At 48.9% G+C, this 19,048-nt stretch carries 16 protein-coding genes; 10 read left to right on the top strand and 6 right to left on the bottom strand.

Going from position 1 to position 19,048, the window contains the following annotated elements:
• Positions 1-19 precede the first annotated feature (19 nt).
• Complete coding sequence (locus BLW49_RS11930) at positions 20-682, top strand: GNAT family N-acetyltransferase (protein ID WP_256209728.1); 663 nt, start codon at positions 20-22, stop codon at positions 680-682.
• A 73-nt stretch (positions 683-755) separates the two neighbouring features.
• The gene (locus tag BLW49_RS11925; protein ID WP_090724809.1) at positions 756-1,427 is read left to right on the top strand and encodes a GNAT family N-acetyltransferase; all 672 of its coding nucleotides are present in this window, start codon (positions 756-758) and stop codon (positions 1,425-1,427) included.
• A gap of 154 nt (positions 1,428-1,581) precedes the next feature.
• Here BLW49_RS11925 and BLW49_RS11920 read toward each other — a convergent pair whose 3' ends face one another.
• Positions 1,582-3,480 (bottom strand): LTA synthase family protein, encoded by a 1,899-nt coding sequence (locus BLW49_RS11920; RefSeq protein WP_090725083.1) that lies wholly within the window; start codon positions 3,478-3,480, stop codon positions 1,582-1,584.
• A gap of 297 nt (positions 3,481-3,777) precedes the next feature.
• On the bottom strand, positions 3,778-4,266 hold the full coding sequence (locus tag BLW49_RS11915) for an antibiotic biosynthesis monooxygenase family protein (RefSeq protein WP_090724807.1): 489 nt from the start codon (positions 4,264-4,266) through the stop codon (positions 3,778-3,780).
• Between the two features lie 230 nt (positions 4,267-4,496).
• On the opposite strand from BLW49_RS11915, the gene BLW49_RS11910 reads away from it, so the two are divergent.
• Complete coding sequence (locus BLW49_RS11910; RefSeq protein WP_076314378.1) at positions 4,497-5,324, top strand: glycerophosphodiester phosphodiesterase; 828 nt, start codon at positions 4,497-4,499, stop codon at positions 5,322-5,324.
• A gap of 187 nt (positions 5,325-5,511) precedes the next feature.
• Entirely contained in the window at positions 5,512-7,833 is a 2,322-nt protein-coding gene (locus BLW49_RS11905) for an ATP-dependent DNA helicase (RefSeq protein WP_090724806.1), read from the top strand.
• On the opposite strand, the gene BLW49_RS11900 is transcribed toward BLW49_RS11905, so the two are convergent.
• Both BLW49_RS11900 and BLW49_RS11895 read right to left on the bottom strand, forming a co-directional pair.
• On the bottom strand, positions 7,814-8,083 hold the full coding sequence (locus BLW49_RS11900; RefSeq protein WP_090724803.1) for a hypothetical protein: 270 nt from the start codon (positions 8,081-8,083) through the stop codon (positions 7,814-7,816). The two genes, BLW49_RS11905 and BLW49_RS11900, sit on opposite strands and share 20 nt — an antisense overlap.
• Entirely contained in the window at positions 8,073-8,822 is a 750-nt protein-coding gene (locus BLW49_RS11895; protein WP_177178722.1) for an MBL fold metallo-hydrolase, read from the bottom strand. The genes BLW49_RS11900 and BLW49_RS11895 overlap by 11 nt, the downstream gene beginning before the upstream one ends.
• Positions 8,823-9,221: 399 nt before the next feature.
• Between BLW49_RS11895 and uxaC the strand changes: the two genes are divergently transcribed.
• The 4 genes from uxaC to BLW49_RS11875 all read left to right on the top strand — a co-directional run bounded on the left by uxaC (position 9,222) and on the right by BLW49_RS11875 (position 15,115).
• The gene (gene uxaC / locus BLW49_RS11890; protein WP_090724800.1) at positions 9,222-10,649 is read left to right on the top strand and encodes a glucuronate isomerase; all 1,428 of its coding nucleotides are present in this window, start codon (positions 9,222-9,224) and stop codon (positions 10,647-10,649) included.
• Between the two features lie 316 nt (positions 10,650-10,965).
• Entirely contained in the window at positions 10,966-11,541 is a 576-nt protein-coding gene (locus BLW49_RS11885) for a MarR family winged helix-turn-helix transcriptional regulator (RefSeq protein WP_090724799.1), read from the top strand.
• Positions 11,538-13,265 (top strand): ABC transporter ATP-binding protein, encoded by a 1,728-nt coding sequence (locus tag BLW49_RS11880; protein ID WP_090724797.1) that lies wholly within the window; start codon positions 11,538-11,540, stop codon positions 13,263-13,265. Before BLW49_RS11885 ends, BLW49_RS11880 begins: the two co-directional genes overlap by 4 nt.
• Positions 13,262-15,115 (top strand): ABC transporter ATP-binding protein, encoded by a 1,854-nt coding sequence (locus BLW49_RS11875; protein WP_090724796.1) that lies wholly within the window; start codon positions 13,262-13,264, stop codon positions 15,113-15,115. The genes BLW49_RS11880 and BLW49_RS11875 overlap by 4 nt, the downstream gene beginning before the upstream one ends.
• 165 nt (positions 15,116-15,280) lie before the next feature.
• Here the strand turns inward: BLW49_RS11875 and BLW49_RS11870 are convergent, their stop codons facing one another.
• Positions 15,281-15,805, bottom strand: a complete 525-nt coding sequence (locus tag BLW49_RS11870) for a hypothetical protein (RefSeq protein WP_047911309.1) — start codon at positions 15,803-15,805, stop codon at positions 15,281-15,283.
• Between the two features lie 153 nt (positions 15,806-15,958).
• On the opposite strand from BLW49_RS11870, the gene BLW49_RS11865 reads away from it, so the two are divergent.
• Both BLW49_RS11865 and BLW49_RS11860 read left to right on the top strand, forming a co-directional pair.
• Positions 15,959-17,266 (top strand): serpin family protein, encoded by a 1,308-nt coding sequence (locus BLW49_RS11865; RefSeq protein ID WP_177178721.1) that lies wholly within the window; start codon positions 15,959-15,961, stop codon positions 17,264-17,266.
• Positions 17,267-17,367: 101 nt separating this feature from the next.
• Positions 17,368-18,264, top strand: coding sequence for a diacylglycerol/lipid kinase family protein (locus BLW49_RS11860; protein WP_090724793.1), 897 nt, complete (start codon positions 17,368-17,370; stop codon positions 18,262-18,264).
• Positions 18,265-18,277: 13 nt separating this feature from the next.
• Here BLW49_RS11860 and BLW49_RS11855 read toward each other — a convergent pair whose 3' ends face one another.
• Positions 18,278-18,895, bottom strand: a complete 618-nt coding sequence (locus BLW49_RS11855) for a TetR/AcrR family transcriptional regulator (RefSeq protein ID WP_076314385.1) — start codon at positions 18,893-18,895, stop codon at positions 18,278-18,280.
• Positions 18,896-19,048 lie beyond the last annotated feature (153 nt).

Genomic DNA, 19,048 nt, shown 5'->3' with positions numbered 1-19,048 from the left:
AAGGCAGGTGAGCTTGGCGGTGTATCGTAAAGAAATGTATATCCTAAGTGAGGGTAAGCCGGTTCCTGCCGTCGTTCGGAATTATACCGAGACCGACTTTGATGAGCTGATTGCGATTCAGGCAGAATGCTTTCCGCCTCCATTCCCACCGGAGCTGTGGTGGAGCAGAGAACAGCTGAGCAGTCATATTACCCTGTTTCCACAAGGGGCACTTACGGTTGAGGTAGACGGCATACTAGCCGGTTCAATGACGGGGCTTCGAACGATGTTTGACCCGGCACATCCCGAACATACCTGGGCAGAAGCAACTGACGAAGGTTATATTCGAAATCACCAGCCGGATGGTGATACACTATATGTCGTGGATATCAGCGTCCGTCCTGCTTATCGCAAACTCGGCATTGGACAGCTGCTCATGCAATCCATGTACCATGTCGTTATACAGGAAGGTGCTCAGCGGCTTCTGGGAGGCGGCCGAATGCCCGGGTACCATAAAGTGGCGGACAGGATGAGTGCTGCGGATTACCTGTCTGCGGTCGCCTGCGGTGAGCTTCGTGATCCCGTCATTTCCTTTTTGCTGCGCTGTGGACGAACACCTGTGGCCGTCGCTGAGAATTACCTGGATGACGAGGAATCCTGTCACTATGGAGCACTGATGGAATGGCGCAATCCGTTTAAATAAAACTGAATTATGCGCAGAATCGTAAAATGAGAATGCGGGCTAGTTAATTAAGGTGAACGAGGAGGTAGTCATAATGGAATATATTCGTATTGTCTCGATCAAGGATCCGCTCTTTGCACAAATGCATAAGCTGATGCAAGAGGTGTTTCCCCCGGAGGAAGTGCTTGAATTCTCACTGTGGGAGGAACCATTAAAGGACCCGGGGATCCGGGTATTTGTGGCGGTGCTGGACGATCAGGTGGTTGGAGCTACGGAGTATCGCTATTATTCGGATTGGAATGTAGCGATGACCGATTTCACGATTATCGGGCATGATGGACTTGGGATTGGACCGTTTCTGGCCAATGCACGCCGGCGCGATCTGAGAAGCTTGGCGCAGGCGGAAGGCAAGGAGCTCTTCGGCATGTTTGCCGAGATTTATAATCCCTACATATCGGATGAGCATGAATTTGGCGGCATCAAGTCGATGAATCCTTATGTACGTAGAGAAGTGCTGTCTCATCTAGGTTATAAAAAGATTGATTTCCCTTATGTTCATCCTTCATGGCAAGGTGATGGACAGGCGGTCGGCGGCCTTGATCTGTGCTTCATGCCGACAGATGAATCACAGAAGGGGATCTCCAGCAAGCTGGTGGCGAACTTCCTGAAGCGCTATTATGCAGTGCTGCCTGTCAAGCCGGCAGAGTGGACTTCCATGGTGGATAAGCTGGAGGAGCAGGAGGAGCAGGCGCTGCTTCCGCTCTAATTGGGCTGACAATAGCGAAGCTGAATGATCTGCGGACAGTTATGACGCCTAGCTCGGAGCGGATGTCTGATCCGGTCCGCATATAGAATAAATATAAGCCTTCTGCCAGCGGCAGAAGGCTTATTTCTTATCATTATATATCTACTTAATTAAATTATTCCTCTATGTCAGAGCGCTCAGGCAGCTGTGACACATAGCTGTATGAATAATGCATTAGGGCAAGCGCTCGTTCGTACTGATCTTGGCTTACGTCAGGAGCTTCCGTTCCTGATGCTTCCTTCGCGAGCAGAGGGTCTTCAGGCGGCACAAGAGAATCTATAAATTCCTTTGATGCTGTTTCTTCAATCTCGGGCAGTTTATACTGCTTGCCATCCTCAAAGCCACTGCCGGGAATGAACATTCCCTCCTGACTGATGAATGATCCGGTTGGCAGATAATAGCGCTCAGGAAGCAGATTCGGCTGTCCGCTCAGCAGATCCTGTCCGAAATGAATATAATCGTCCATTGAGATGCCCAGCAGGCTTGCAACCGTCGGTACAATATCGACCTGCCCGCCAAGCTGATCTACTCTTGCACCTTCTACGGCACCTGGGGCGGAAATAACGAGCGGAATATTGATCATGTCTGCCGTGGAATATTCACGTCCGAATATTTCCTTCATCAGTGCTTTATCATCGGATTCAAGGGAATAGATGGGCAGACCCAGGTGATCGCCATACACAACGATGAGACTGTTATCCCAGACGCCGTTCTTTTTGAGCTGGTCTATAAATAGGCCGAACTCGTAATCGGCGTAATTCTGTGCTCGAATATAATTGCCGACCAGCGTACCCTCGAAACGTTCCGGCAGGTCCATCTTGTATCTGTCCTCAGGCAAATGGTAAGGATGATGGGCAGACATCGAAATCACCTGTGAATAGAAAGGCCGCCCTTCCTCTTGCAGAGCTGCCAGCTCCTCTGCTGTCTTACGGTACAGCACGGCATCTGATGCCGCGAATGCAATCATATCTTCTTCCCCGAAAAAGTCATATTCATAGTAATCTCCAAAACCGAGAGCCGAGTACATCTCCAGCCGGTTCCAGAATTCTACATGGTTTGTATGGAAAGTGGTTGTATTATAACCGTTCTCCGTAAGCAGTCTCGGCAGACTCGGCACCTCATAATCCGCATACTCCTGTGAGGCGGCTCCCCGCGGAGGGATGTAATAGGAAGAATTGACGACAAACTCGGCGTCGGATGTATTCCCTTGACCGACCTGCTGATAAAAATGCGGGAAATACAAGCTTTCCTGCGCCAGTTTATTCAGATTAGGCGTAACTTCTTGGCCATCCACATTCAGCCCGACCAGGAAATTCTGGAAAGACTCGAGCTGTATGATAATCACATTGCGGCCCTTGGCTGCATCCCAGTAGCTGGAAATGATGGACTCTGGTGCATCGATGCCTTTGAGCTCATTAATGCTCTCCTGGGTAATCTCCTTCTGAGGCACGGGGTCCTCAGGCCGGTCTGAGGCAATCAAGAAGGCCTCGTAATTGAGTATACCCATGGATTCCGCTTGATTCAGCTCATTCATACTTGCCCGGTTCGGCCAGATGTTAAATACGGTAATGATGGCCGAGATGACGAATATGCTGACAGCGGTTCTCTTTCCAAGCCGTGGCAGCTTCTTCGGGGTATAGAATACCTGCTTATTCTGACGAATGCGGCGCTGAATGAAATATACGAGCAGCACAATGATATCTACAAAAATAAGCAGATAATAAGGAGCGAGCAGTGAGAAGATACTGCTGTTGACCGAAGTTACCTGATTAACCTGGGCAAGAGCATGGTAGGTAACGATAACTCCGTAATATTTGTAGTACATAATAGCAGCAAAAAAGATGACCGTTATGATGAGATTCGTCATCATGTAATACCCGATCTTTCGCTTGTCAGCGAAGCGTTCAATGATGGCAAAGATCAGCCATACAAAAGGAATCTCAGTCAAGAGAGGTTGCCAGAATGGGATATCATCAAATATGGCGTACCAGGTAAGGTAGCTCTTGATCAGCATGATTAAGGTAAAGAAAACAAACGGCTTGGTTAAGAATGTCTTCCAAGCGAAGCGTTCCAAATGTACCGCCTTCCTTCCACTTGCAAGCAGTCTGCAATGTAAAATAATGGTATTAGTATACAATAAGATCGGGTGCTTGTTACAGCACTGCAATAAAATATTATCCTATGGATTTAAAAAGTTGTCAAAAGCCGCCAAGTGGGAAATGAATGTAAAATAGCCCGCATTCACCAGCCCTAAAGGATCAGGATCAGGTAATACGGGCTTACATGAGGATCGTGTTAGTCTTTCATCAGATTATTCCACCGTGTACGTCGTAATAAACGAAGGACGGGCAAAGATTGAAGGAGCTTGAGCCTTCAGACCTTCTTGAGAATCACGCTTCTGATGAGCATGGGCAAAGGCCTGGGATTGCTGCCAAGCCTCAAAGCTTGCTTTGGAATCCCATGCGGTAAGGATGACATACGTATCGCTGTTCAGCGGACGAAGCACGCGGATACCTGCAAAGCCTGGCTCATCTTCTACTTTTCGAGCACGGTTCATAAATCTCGCTTCAAATGCTTCTCTTCCATCGTCTGTGACCGGAATATTGTTCATGACAATAAACTTGCTTCCGCTAAGGCTTCCGCTTGCATCAATCGCTTCATAGGCAGGAATGGCCGGGTCGTTGTCGACCATAGCATCGAGTTCGATCACATAACGTGTGTCTTCATCATTCTGAAGCGTGAAATAAGGGTGCTCCTTAAGTGCATCCGATATTGGTGATGACAAAAAATATAGATACATCGCTTTAGACCTCCTGTTACTTAATTTTCAATATCCAATATAGCAATAGCTTATTCTCTTCTCTATTTACTAAACAGATCAATGGAAATAATAACGATACAGGTATTATGAAATGGATTCCGGGTATATAACAGTAAACTCAAAATCTTTACATTCATATACAGCAGATGATGATAGGTCTTTACATTCTCCTGTTATGTTGAGGTAAAAAAAGGAGAGGTGAGTCGGGCGTGGTCAAAACCTTGAGAACTTTGCTTATCGCTTCCATCATCGGAATTGGTGGAGATACAGATCATATTGCCGCTGCCAACTCGGCTGATCCGGTAGTTGTTGCCCATCGGGGAGCAGCGGGGTACGCGCCGGAGAATACGATGGCTGCTTTTGAATTAGCATACCGAATGCAGTCAAGTATGATCGAGCTGGATGTACAGCGGAGCCTGGATGGAGAGCTCGTCGTCATTCATGATCTCACATTGGATCGGACGACAAGCGGGACGGGAGAAGTCAGAATGCATACGCTGGAGGAGCTGAGAAGCCTGGATGCAGGAAGCTGGTTCGGAGGAGAGTATAGCAGCCAGCAGATTCCTACGTTCGAAGAGGTTCTGGCGCATTACAGAGGTAAGAATATCGGGTTTCTCATAGAATTGAAGGCACCTGAGCTGTATCCCGGCATCGAGAGACAAGTGGCGGACTCCTTGATCAAGTACGGATATGACAAAATGGGGCCCGGGCAGGTGATCGTTCAGTCCTTTAACCATGAATCCATGGCGACATTCCATGATATGCTGCCTACCGTACCGACGGGTGTGCTGATCGAGGATCCTGCAGATTTGGATAACGACAAGCTGGATGAATACCGAGCCTATGCTTCGTATGTAAATCCACATATCTATGCAGTAGAGCATTCACTTGTTCGTCAAATCCATGCTAGAGGAATGAAGATTTATGCTTGGACACTGCGCAGCCGAGAGGAAGCGGACTACCTGCTTGATCTAAGGGTAGACGGAATTATTACCGACTATCCCGATTACGTGCCTTATAAGGAAACGAAGAAGTAAAGTGAATTTAAGTGAATTCATGCGAATTGTTCATAGAACCCCTCTCTGGCTGCTATCGTTCAAGTGGTCGTAAGAGGGGTTTTTGTCGATCTTTTACGAATACGGATAAGCTGCTTAGAGAACTGGTATCTTCACCTTCATTTTGATACAGTGAGAAGACGAAAATGAACAGGAACGGGTGAAACGCATGCCATATGAAATTTCTATATCTGTCAGACCTCTGGTGGAGTATGTATATCGAAGCGGCAGCATTACGGGCGGATTCCGGACGAATGCGACGATGCACGAAGGGACCCGGATTCATCAGAGCATTCAGAAGACCTATGCAGATACGGATCAAAAGGAAGTATTTCTCAAGGGTGAGATCCCCTGCGGAGATCTTCTATTCAAGGTGGAAGGGAGATGCGATGGACTTATTCAGCTGGACGGGGCATGGACGATTGATGAGATCAAGTCGACAGCAGCTCCGCTTGAGGACTTGGGTGGCGGGCTTCCGGTTCACTGGGCACAGGGTAAAATGTATGCTTATATGTATGCCAAGGCAGAGGGACTCTCAAGCATGCAGATTCAGCTGACCTATGTACGGACAGGCAGCGGTGAGCAGAAGAGAATGCTGGTTACCCACTCTATAGAAGAGCTTGAGATCTTTGCACGAGAAGTTGTTGAAGCTTATGCGCCTTATGCGGAGATGCTGAGGGAGCATGAAGAGAAGCGCCAGCCGTCCATTGAAGCGCTTGGCTTTCCTTTTCCTTCCTACCGTGCGGGACAGCGCAAGCTGGCAGGTGCTGTATTCAAAACGATCTCCGAAGGTGCCGGGCTGATGGCGAAGGCGCCGACAGGAATTGGCAAGACGATGTCGACTTTATTCCCGGCTGTCAAGGCAGTCGGAGCAGGACATATCAGCAAAATCTTCTATTTGACGGCACGGACAACGACCCGGGCAACGGCGGAGGAAGCCTTTGCGCGAATGCAGGCACAAGGGCTGTATATGAACTCGGTGACAATCACCGCCAAGGACAAAATCTGCTTCAAGGAAGAGGAAGCATGTGATGCCGGGCAGTGCAGGATGTGCGAAGGATATTACGACCGGATCAACGGGGCGGTTCTGGATATTATGAAGCACGAGACGATCATGACTAGGCCGGTTATTGAAGCATATGCCCGCAAGCACCAGGTGTGCCCGTTTGAATATTCGCTCGACATTGCTTACGCGGCGGATGCGGTCGTATGCGACTATAATTATATTTTTGATCCCCGAGTGTCCTTGAAACGCTTATTTGAGGACCAGAAGAAGCAGACGGCCGTACTGGTCGATGAGGCTCACAATCTGGTCGATCGAGGCCGGAATATGTTCTCGGCGGAGCTCGTCAAATCCGTCTTTCTCGGGATTAAGGATGAGTACAAGACGGCCAATGAAGGGGTATCCCGAACGGCCGGAGAGGTTAACTCGTTCCTGTACGCAGTCAAGAACAACTGCAACAGCGAGGGGCGGATCATTCAGTCTGAGCTGCCGGAAGAACTGATCAAGCGGCTGGAAAAGTTCGTAGAGACAGCAGAAATTGAGCTGGTCTCCGGCTCTTCTGCAGATCGAGTCAGTCTCGAAGCGCAGGAAGAGCTGCTTAGCACGTATTTCGCGGCCCAGAACTTTATTCGAATGGCTAAGCTCTATGATGATCACTACCTGACATATGCGGAGATCATCCGCAGTGACTTCCGAATCAAGCTGTATTGTCTCGATCCTTCGGAGCTGCTTCGGCAGGCAGGCAAAGGCTACCGGTCTATCATTCATTTCTCTGCCACGCTGTCACCGATGAATTATTACCGGGATATGCTGGGTGCTGGCGAAGAGGATTATACGCTCAGCATTCCTTCGCCGTTCAGCAAGGATCAGCTCGATGTACGGCTGGTACCGCTGTCGGTCAGATACAACGACCGGGAGAGGTCGAAGGGAGCCATCGCCAGACTTCTGCAGCGGATCGCGGAGGAGCGGCCGGGGACAAATCTGCTCGTCTTTTTCCCGTCCTATTCCTATATGCAGGAAGTGTATGAAACCTATACTCAGGATGAAGGCAAGGGTGTAGATGCCATCATACAGCAGTCTTCCATGAGCGAGGAGGAGAGGGATGCGTTCCTGTCCGGCTTCCAGCCGAATCCTGAGCGCACGCGGCTGGGGTTTGCAGTGCTCGGGGGCGTATTCTCCGAAGGGGTTGATCTTCCCGGCGACAGGCTGAACGGTGTAATCGTCGTAGGTACAGGCCTGCCTCAGATTGGACTGGAGAACAATATGCTGCGGGATTACTTCAACCAGACCGGGAGAAACGGGTTTAATTACGCTTATGTTTTCCCGGGAATGAACAAAGTGCTTCAGGCAGGCGGGAGACTCATCCGTACGGAGGAGGACGAGGGTGTGCTCGTGCTGGTCGATGACCGCTTCGCACAGGAGCCTTACCGTTCCTTGCTGCCTGAAGAGTGGAGGGAGTACAAGCAGATTAACCCTGCTTCGATCTAGTGTAGCTGTGGACGAGCTTGATGAAGTAGAAAAGGAAGATCCAGGGCAGGATGAATTTCGTCATCCACTCAACACAGCTCATTAAGATCGAGAGAGTTACTGCAATGTTAATCCCCAGAGAGCTCATGATAATACTTATGGTGAGAATGACCAAAAGAATAACGATCATGACCATGTAGAAAGAGTTTTTAGATAGCAGGCCTGTTGAAGTATGCTTCTCATCGGGGGAGTTCTGTGGATTATTGTTCATGCAGCCGAATCACCTCCAGCGGTTCTACGAGCTTGGACACAGCACCCTTGTTAAATTGTTTGCGGGCATCAGGTGACGCATAGCCGTCGTGGTAATGCATGAGCAGCGTTTTGGCCTGGATCGGCAGCGGTAGAGACTTGATGTCGTCCAAATGGGTATGCGATGAGATGGTCACGTCCTGCAAATGGCACTCATAGAAAATAATCTGCACATCATCAGCAATGCGCTCAAGCAGCTCGGAATCCATCGTCGCATCACCGCTGTAATAGAATAGCCCGGGAGCATACAATCCACAGCTCAGCATGCCGGGTACATGCTTCGTGAGCGTAAGCTCATATGTAACGCCTCCAATGTTGAAGGGCTTCTGTTCCCGCAGCGGAACCAGCTCGAAATAGTCTTCTAGGGTGCGCTCACCCTGTACGGTATAACGCATGCCAGGCTCTAGCGAGCGCCAGAGCGGCTCCATTAAATCCTCGTGGATGTAGAGCCTAGGCTTCTGCTCACCAAATACTTGCGCGTAATAACCGAGCTGCTGCAGGCCATTGATGTGATCATCGTGCAGATGGGTAATAAACACGTCCTTGATCTCATCCAGCTTGATTCCCATCTTATACAGCACCTTCGCGTTCGACTCGGGAAAGTCAATAATGAGGCGAGTGTCATTATACAGGATCATCGCGCTGTTGTGGTCTTGTTCGAAGCTGAACATATCTCCCGTCCCCAGAAATGTAATTTGCATTTGTCCGATACACCTCATTTTCTTTTTTCTTCAATTATACCGTTCCCAATATAGAAGAACGTTAAAATTCAGAAAAAGTTATTCACCTGAATCCATTTCATAATACCTTTAGCTGCTTCAATCAAGGGTATATAGATCATCAGAATCTCTCCCTGAACCAAATTCTCTATTCAATTCTCCGGTTCATCACAATGCCGACATGTCAGTCAACAGTCATTTACATTGCATGAATTCACGAAAAATGTCAGTGAGCGCACGCACATGTCCATTCAGTAAACATTTTTGTTAGCGTTCTCATTTTATTGTTGAACTTTCTTGGGAAAGGGTGTAGGTTAGAGTTTGAGAGCAGAAATAAACCTGAACGAACCAAAATCAACCTTAAGGGAGTGGGCAAGGAAGATGAAGTCTTTTTTGGATGAGCAATTTCTACTTACGAATGATACAGCGATTGAGCTGTACGAGAAGTATGCAAAGGATATGCCGATTATTGATTATCACTGCCACCTGAGTCCCAAGGAGATTTATGAGAATAAAACGTTTCGCAATATAACCGAAGCCTGGCTGTACGGCGATCATTACAAATGGCGGCTGATGCGGGCAAACGGGGTTGAAGAGAAGTATGTAACAGGAGGCGAGGGAGTCAGCGATTACGATCGGTTCCTCGCTTGGGCAAGAACGGTGCCGATGACGATCGGCAATCCGGTATATGCGTGGTCACACCTGGAGCTGCAGCGTTTCTTCGGCGTCTATGAGCTGATTAACGAGAAGAATGCACCGGTCATCTGGGAGAAAGTAAATGCCAAACTGAACGGAGAAGGCTTTGGTGCTCGTGATCTGATTACCAAATCCAAAGTAACGGTAGTCTGCACGACAGATGATCCTGCGGATACGCTGGAATATCATACAGCGATTCGGGACTTGAATGGTTTTGATACCGCGGTGCTGCCTTCATTCCGTCCTGATAAGGGGCTTGAGATTAACCGCGAAGGGTTCGGGGAGTGGCTCTCCCGCTTGGAGCAGACTGCTGGACGTTCAATTACGAGCTACGATACGTTTCTTGAGGTGCTGGAGGCAAGAGTAGATTATTTCCATTCTGTTGGAGGACGTGTATCCGACCATGCGCTCGACTATGTACCGTATGCGGAAGCAACCCGCGAGGAAGCAGCTGGCATCTTCGCCAAGGTGTTAAATGGCGAGAAGGCTAGTCTGCTGGAGGAGCAGAAGTATAAGACTTACACACTGATCTTCCTCGGCAAGCTGTATGCTGCACGCGGCTGGGCAATGCAATACCATATCAATGCAGCAAGAAACAACAACTCACGTATGCTCGGACTGCTTGGCCCGGATACTGGTTATGACTCCGTCAATGACAGCCCGCTTGCCGGTCCGCTGGTGAAGCTGCTGGATGGACTGGCTAGTGAGGATGCGCTGCCAAGAACGATTCTGTACTCGCTCAATCCTCGTGACAATGAAGTGCTGGCTGCGATCGCTGGCAGCTTCCAGGGTGACGGTATTCCTGGCAAAATCCAGCTCGGTGCGGCATGGTGGTTCAACGATACGAAGGATGGCATGCTCGCCCAGATGAAGGCATTGTCTAACGTCGGTCTGCTCAGTCGATTTGTCGGCATGCTGACCGATTCAAGAAGCTTCTTGTCCTATACACGGCATGAGTACTTCCGCCGCTTGCTGTGCAATCTGCTTGGAGAATGGGTAGAGGACGGAGAGGCGCCGCATGACCTTGAGCTGCTCGGCAGTATTGTACAGGGCATATCCTACGAGAATGCACGGACTTATTTTAACTTTGAGAGTGCATACAGCAAGGTATAGTAGAGTAAATGCTGGTGCTGAAATGAATGCGGTGAGCAGTGAGAAAAAGTTATGGATGACAGATCCGCGGAGGGACGGCTGTGGCTATAGAGCCACAGTCGTCTTTTTTTATATGGAATGAAGAGAATGTGACGGTCCAAGAACAGCCAATATATAACTTAAGGATCAGCAAAATCCTGCAAGGTTCCGGTTTGACACTTAGGCGTGCAAAAGCATATAATCTGCATGGATTTATAATTAATTAGGAGACCTAATTAATTCGATCTATCGCAATATCGCAAAGATTTTTGTTCAAATAAAAAAAGTGGGTGAGGCATTGAAAGAGAAGGATATACTTGCACAAAATCTACTCTTTGCATTTATGAGATTTAACCGCAGCAATTGGAAGCAGCCTAAGACGGAAGGCCGCAATCCGAGCGAAATTGTGCTCCTGGTTACTTTAATCCGGGGGAAGGAAACGCCTGAGAAGCACGATCCTGCTGTGGTCGGGCGGATGATTACGGATTTTCAAGAGAATGGACCAACGACCAAGGATCAGCTTGAAGGGCTTAAGATATCCGAGATCAGTGAAATTATGCGGGTCAAGGCGCCGACCATTACTCCTGTCATTCAGGGACTGGAGGAGCAGGGCTTAGTCGAGAGAAGAATGGATGAAGCCGATCGCAGAGTGATGCGGATTACCATCACTGAAGCCGGGCGGGAGGCTGTCCGGGGTGTTCACCGCGAGCTCATTAGCAATATGAAGGAAATGATTGAATATCTAGGTGAAGAGGATAGTGCTCAATTAGCGAAATTACTGACTCGGGTGTACGAGTATAAGGAACAGAAGCGGACAAGCACTGACCCGCACTGCAAAGATAGATTTTCAACAAAAGGAAGTGATCACACATGATGAAACTGCTGCGGATGCTGAATCCGTATAAGGCGGGTGTATCGATCGTCGTTTTTTTGCTTCTGCTGCAATCGTTATCTGATTTATTCTTGCCTACACTAATGTCTGATATCGTCAATTTTGGAATACCAGATGGGGACGTTTCTTACATATGGAGTATTGGCGGTGTAATGCTCATTGTTGCACTGCTGGGTACTGTATGCTCTATTCTTGTAAGCTTCCTGTCCTCCCAGGTTACAGGCAAATTTGCACGTGATCTTCGCAGCCGTTTGTTTAGACATGTTGAGAATTTCTCTCTTCATGAGTTTGACCAGGTGGGAACAGCTTCGCTCATCACCAGAACAACAAATGATATTACTCAGGTTCAGAACGTGCTGCTGATGATGCTGCGGATGATGATTAGTGCACCGCTGATGTTTATAGGTGGTCTTGTAATGGCCATATCCCAAGATGCGAAGCTGTCTCTTGTTCTTGTTGTATCGCTTCCAATCCTTGCAGGAGCCATTGCCCTGATTGCCTTCAAGGGGCTGCCGCTCTTTAAGGCCATTCAGAAGAAGCTGGATCGTCTGAATCTCGTTCTGCGCGAGCAGCTGACAGGCATTCGGGTCATCCGTTCATTCAATCGTACCGGGTACGAGAAGGAGCGCTTCACCGAGGCCAATGGTGACCTCACAGATACCGCGATCAAGGTGAACAAGATTATGGCCTTTATGATGCCGGTTATGATGCTGGTGATGAACTTCTCTGTCATCGCTATTATTTGGTTCGGCGGTCTTCGGATCAACACGGGAGAGATCCAGGTAGGGAATATGATGGCGTTTATTCAATATGCCATGCAGATCATGTTCTCTCTGTTGATGGTGTCGATCATCTTCGTCATGCTGCCCCGGGCAGCAGCTTCTGCGGCACGGATCAATGAAGTACTGACAATGAAGCCGGAGCTTGCAGATCCTGAAGTGTCCAAGCCGGCAGGTCAGCTGCATGGAACTCTTGAATTCGATAACGTGTCGTTTAAATATCCAGGCGCTGAGGAATATGCACTTAAGGATATCAGCTTCACGGCACAGCCAGGAGAGATTACTGCCATTATTGGCGGCACAGGGTCAGGCAAATCCACGCTGCTTGCGATGATCCCGCGCTTCTATGATGTCACCGAAGGCAGTGTTCGCGTCAATGGCATCGATGTAAAAGATATTTCTCAGCAAGAGCTGCGCTCGAAGATCGGATATGTCCCGCAGAAAGCCGTACTATTCACAGGTACCATTGCAGACAACATCCGTTACGGCAAGGAGGATGCAACCGAGGAAGAGATTCGGCATGCTGCAGAGGTCGCTCAGGCCGCAGAATTTATCGGCGGGATGGAGGAAGGATATGAGAGTATCATCTCGCAAGGAGGCAGCAATGTATCTGGGGGACAGAAGCAGCGTCTGTCTATTGCGAGAGCCTTGGTGCGCAGACCCGAGATCTATGTATTCGATGACAGCTTCTCCGCTCTAGATTATAAGACGGATGCCAAGCTTAGAGCTGCTCTTGTTGACGAAACCGTCAACTCAACAGTCATTATCGTTGCCCAGCGGGTAAGCACGGTAAGAGATGCAGATCGGATTCTAGTTATGGATGAAGGCGTAGTCGTAGGCAGTGGAACTCACGACGAGCTGCTCCGAAATAGTGAGGTATACCGAGAAATTGTGTCCTCACAGCTGTCAGAGGAGGAGATTGCATGAGTCGTAAAAGTAAAGCTTCGCAAAACACGTCCAGCATGGCAGGGCCGAAGCATCCAGGGGGCCATCCCGGTCGTGGACCAGTTGAGAAGGCCAAGGATTTCAAAGGCACAATGAAGAGGCTGGTTCGTTATCTGAAGCCGCAAAACACTATATTAATCGTTGTGTTTATTATGGCTATTCTAAGCACGGTGTTTACCATTGTTTCACCTAAACTAATGGCGGTGGCGACAAATATTTTATCCGAGCCGCTGTTTGATCCGAATGCGGCTATTGATTTCGTAGAGATTGCCAGAATTCTGATGTGGCTTGGTGCCTTGTATCTATTGAGTTCGCTGTTTGCCTATATACAGCAGTATCTCATGGCCGGCGTCTCGCAGCGTGTTGTATTTGAGATGCGGGAGCAGATTAACGACAAGCTGTCACGGCTTCCGCTCAAATATTTTGATGGAAGAACACACGGGGAAATCCTCAGCCGGGCTACAAATGATGTCGATAATATCAGCAATACGCTGCAGCAGAGTCTCGCGCAGTTCATTACCTCGTTTGTAACATTGGTCGGTGTCATCGTCATGATGCTGACGATCAGTCCATTGTTGACACTGATTACAGTGCTTACACTGCCGCTCAGCTTAATCGTGGTTGCCGTAGTCGCTTCCCGGTCACAGGGATATTTTGTAGGACAGCAGAAGAGGCTCGGGGAGCTGAATGGTCATGTCGAAGAGATGTACACCGGGCATAATGTCATTAAAGCCTTTGGACGGGAAGAGCAGTCGATCCGCGATTTTGACAAGATCAATGAGGAGCTCTATGAGACTGGCTGGAAGGCCCAGTTTATTTCTGGTCTGATCATGCCGCTCATGATGTTCATCGGAAACATTGGCTATGTGCTGATCTGTGTGGTTGGGGGAATTCTCGTATCGACACGGTCACTGGATGTCGGAAGTATCCTGGCGTTTATTCAATATTCACGTCAGTTCTCTCAGCCGATCAATCAGCTGGCTAACATTGCGAATGTCATCCAATCCACGGTGGCTTCGGCCGAGCGCGTGTTCGAGCTGCTGGATGAAACAGAAGAAGTGCCTGAACAGGATACAGCCCGTATTTCAAGCAAGGTGCAGGGTGCAGTAACCTTCGAGCATGTAAAATTTGGCTACAGCGAGGACAAGCCGCTCATCACTGATATGAATGTCGATGTGAAGCCGGGACAGACGGTGGCCATCGTAGGACCGACAGGGGCAGGCAAGACAACACTTATTAACCTGCTCATGCGCTTCTATGAAGTACAAGGTGGCACCATTAGAATCGATGGTGTGGATATTACGGATATGCCGCGGAGCAGACTGCGGAGCATGTTCGGCATGGTGCTGCAGGATACATGGCTCTTCAACGGCACAATCTATGACAACATTGCATACGGCCGTGAGGGAGCTTCGGAGACAGAGGTGCGGCAAGCAGCTGTTGCAGCTAGAGCCGATCATTTTATCCGCACACTGCCAGATGGGTATCAAACGGTTCTCAATGAAGAAGCATCTAATATCTCACAAGGCCAGAAGCAGCTGTTGACGATTGCCCGTGCCATTCTTGCGAATCCTTCCATCCTTATTCTCGATGAAGCGACAAGCTCGGTCGACACCCGGACAGAGACCTTGATTCAGCAGGCGATGAATGAGTTGATGAAGGATCGCACCAGCTTTGTGATTGCCCACAGACTGTCAACGATTCGGGATGCTGACGTTATTCTCGTCATGAACCATGGGGATGTAATTGAGAAAGGGACCCATCAGGAGCTGCTTGTGGCAAATGGATTCTATGCAGAGCTATATAACAGCCAGTTTACAGAGGTAGGCTGATTAACGTAAATTTTGGCAAGCTTAGGCTGTTATGAGATGGATTCATCTCAATAGATAAAACACACTGTACTCTCTTGAATGAGCAAGAGCGCTCCTCCCAAGAGGTACAGTGTGTTTTTTTTGTTCTCGCAAGCAGCATGATTATGACGGACAGCTTGGATCAGGTCATACTTTAACCGTGTCTACAATAACAGCGTCTGCCGGTATTTCCAGCTCTTTCGCTCTTCTCTGCTCGATCAGCTGTCTGGCGACATTATAGCAATCCTCTACATGCTTATTGCCAACATACCGCATGGCAGAGAAGCTCAGCGCTGCAGATAAAGCGTGACCGGCGATCGGGATAATGCGTGCCGCTTGTTTGGCCGCCATCCGTACGCCAACCTTCTGGAGCAGCTTGATGACGAGCTCCCGGGTGATGAGCTTACCGATTACCGCGCTCCCCATGGACATAACAAGTCCATACACTGCAGCCTTGGATTCTGCATCCATACCGCTGAGCTGCTTCTCGGACAAGCCAAATTTATCATTAATGGCAGGCAGGAGCTGCATCAGCATGCCTACATCCGCGACAACATCTGTTCCGGGAATCGGTACAAGCGCAGTGCCGCCGGATGCGAAGGCTCTTGTATTTACCATGGAACGGCATTCTTTGCGAATGGCTTCAAGTTCTTCAAGCGTTGCTGGAATCATAGAAACACTCCTCCTCGTCGATGGACATCATTTTACAGCTTCATTACCCTATTGAGCGCTCTAAGACACGCTAGAAACAAAGAAAAAATCCCATTATATATTGGAACTATTCTGCTGCCGTGAGAGTCTACCTAAAAAAGGGGGATGATTAGGATGCTAATGACGAAGAGAGAGAAGGCAGTGAATCGATCGTTTCTGGCCATTATGCTTGTGCTCGGTTTAAGTGCTTGTGCACCTCAGGCAGACATGGGGGAAGAAATCCCGCAAAGCCTGTCCACGTTACCTGCTAAGGTCGATCAGATGAGTACAGAGGAGCGTGATCGGCTGGCTGCAGCACTAGATCCGGTACTGATTAAATCGCAGAATACACTGGGTATCCAGCTGATGGAGGAGCTTCGAGATCAGGAAGCTGCACCTAAGAATGTATTGATCTCACCCTACAGTATTGCCTCTGCCTTAACGCTTGCTTATACCGGCTCCAATGGTGTAACGGAGCAGGAAATGGCAGAAGTACTTGGGCTTACCGGCTTAAGTATGGAAGAGGTGAATGAGGCCAGCCGGATATATATGCAGCTTCTGAACAGCCCTGGTCAAGGGGTGGAGCTGATGACAGCAAACTCGGTCTGGGTAGATGCGGGCTATACCTTAAAACCGGCGTTTCTTGAAACGGCAGGAACCAGCTATGGAGCTGAGATCTTGGAAGCAGAGTTGTCTTCCGAGGAAGCCATGAATTCCATCAATACCTGGGTCAGTGAGAGAACAGAAGGTCTGATAGACAAGATGCTGAGCGAGCCTCTGGACAGCGCGGTGCGGGCTTATTTGCTGAATGCCCTGTATTTCAAAGGAACCTGGCTGTACACCTTCGATGAGAATCTAACCAAGGAGGGAGCTTTTACAACCGGGGATGGTACGGAGCTGAACATACCGATGATGCACGATACCAATCCGTATGGGTATAAGGAGTCAGAGGACTGGCAGGCCGTTCGTCTGCCTTATCGTGATTCAAGCATGAACATGCTGGTGATTCTGCCGGCTGAGGGCAAGAGCTTGGATGACACCATGAAGCAGCTGATACAGCAGCCTGAAGTATTTGCCGCTCCATTCGATGAACATCGGATTCAGCTCTCCATGCCGAAATACAAGGTCGAATATGAAGCAGGGCTTGTGGACCCATTCATGAATATGGGGATGAAGTCGGCTTTTGAAGATGCTGACTTCTCTCGGATGTCAGAGGGCGATTTATTCATCAGCGATATACAGCATAAAGCCGTGCTTGAAGTGAATGAAAAGGGCTCCGAGGCAGCGGCAGCGACTTCCGTGGCTATGGAAGAATCAGGGGCAATGGTCGCAGATACCAAAGTGATGAATATCAATCGGCCCTTCTTTACAGTTATTGAGGATGAGGATACGGGAGCCTGGTTGTTTGTGGGGTCCATAAATAATCCAAGGGGTGCACAATAAAGCGATCCGTTCATCGTCTGCAGCGCTGAGCTTGTTTTATTTCTTCCTCATTTAGGGTAGATATAAAAGTAAGATGTGATTTTGGTGGGGAGGAGATAAGCATGGATATTCAAAAAGCTCTCCTCATCCATAACGAAGCGGCGGGTTCGGCAATGAGTATGGTCGGCGGAGCGGTGTCTGCGCTGGCCCCTGTTATTCCAGAGCTTGTTGTCATGAAGACACAGGCAGCGGGCGATGGGGAGAAGATATGCCGGCAGCGGGGCGAAGATGTGGATGCGGTCTTTATTCTGGGCGGTGACGGTACAGTTCATGAATGCATTAACGGGCTGGCACAGCTTCATCGGCCACCTGTAGCGGGCATATTGCCGGGCGGGACATGTAACGATCTTGCACGTACGCTCGGTATTCCGATCCATGTGCCGGAGGCAGCGGAGGCTTTGATTCACGGAGATGCGGTAAGCCTGGATCTTGGAATGGCTAACAATCGGGTATTCACCAATTTTTTCGGTGTTGGAATCATAACAGAGACCTCTGCGAATATTGATCCCCTACTCAAAGGATCACTCGGCAAGCTCAGTTATTTCATCAGCACACTGCAGACGATTCGGGCTGCCGAACCTTTTCGTTATCAGCTGAAGACGGAGAGCACACAGATCGAAGATGAGGCTGTGATGATCTATGTATCGAACGGCAGATCTCTAGGCACCAGCACACTGCCATTTGCCAAGGATTCGCTTACGGATGGACAGTTTGATGTGCTCATCATACGCGAGGCGGGTATCCCTCTTCTACGGGAACTGCTGGCAAGAAAGCCCGAAGGCAGGTGGGAGCCGCATAATGACAGCCTGAAATATTTCAAGGCGAGTCATATTCATTTGGAGACAGAAGTAGAGATGCCGGCAGATACGGATGGAGAAGTCTATCTCTCTGCACCGGCTGAAATAAAAGTGCTTGAGCAGAGACTAAAATTTCTAATGCCAAGGAACGGAGACTCGTGATGAGCTCCGTTCTTTATTGCTGCGCAGCACCTTGCAGGAACAATTGAACCAGCGCTTGTGCAAGATCAAGCGGGGCTGGGTACTGGATTCTTGTGTCCTCCCGGTTGCCAAGCATCAGCATTGCAGTGAAAGCCTGGGCGAGAAGCATGGCATTGCCCTTCTTAAGCACACCTTGTTCCATAGCCTTCTCAAAATGAACAGACATCACTTCATAGATGCGGTGTTCTGCATCTCGAATTTCCTTGATCTGCTCTGGGCTCAAGAATGCCTCAGCTTCACGCATAATTGTTTCCATTTCGGCGTGTGGCCTAGCGATCTTGGCCTCGGCAACGCGAAGCAGCCCTTGTTCAAATGTATCGGCTTCTTCAAGGAACCTAGCTGTATGCTTGTACCCATTCGTCAGCATGGTCGTCACAGAGATCTTGAAGAGCTCAGGCTTGCTAGTGAAATGATAGTAAATGGATGCCTTGGTCACATTACATATTTTGGCGATTTGAGCAAGCGATACCGGCTCGTAACCGTTCTCCATGAAGAGTATAGAGGCCGTCCTGAGTATCGTCTCCTGAATCGGAACTTGGTCATGGGTTTGCTTGGGTCTGCCCGGCGTACGCGGGGTTTGTGTATTTTTCATATGAAACCTCCTGTGAACAGTTTATGACAAGATGCGGATTTTATCAAAATTAAACTTGATAATTAACCTTCCGGTATATATAATTGCTTTGATCATATTCTTAAATACTTCCTTATTCAAGTTAAATGAGTCGGTGTTATGAATTGAATTCAA

The sequence above is a fragment of the Paenibacillus sp. PDC88 genome, assembly GCF_900106725.1.
Taxonomy (GTDB): Bacteria; Bacillota; Bacilli; order Paenibacillales; family Paenibacillaceae; genus Paenibacillus; species Paenibacillus shunpengii.
This window is presented reverse-complemented; position numbering and strand designations above follow the sequence as displayed.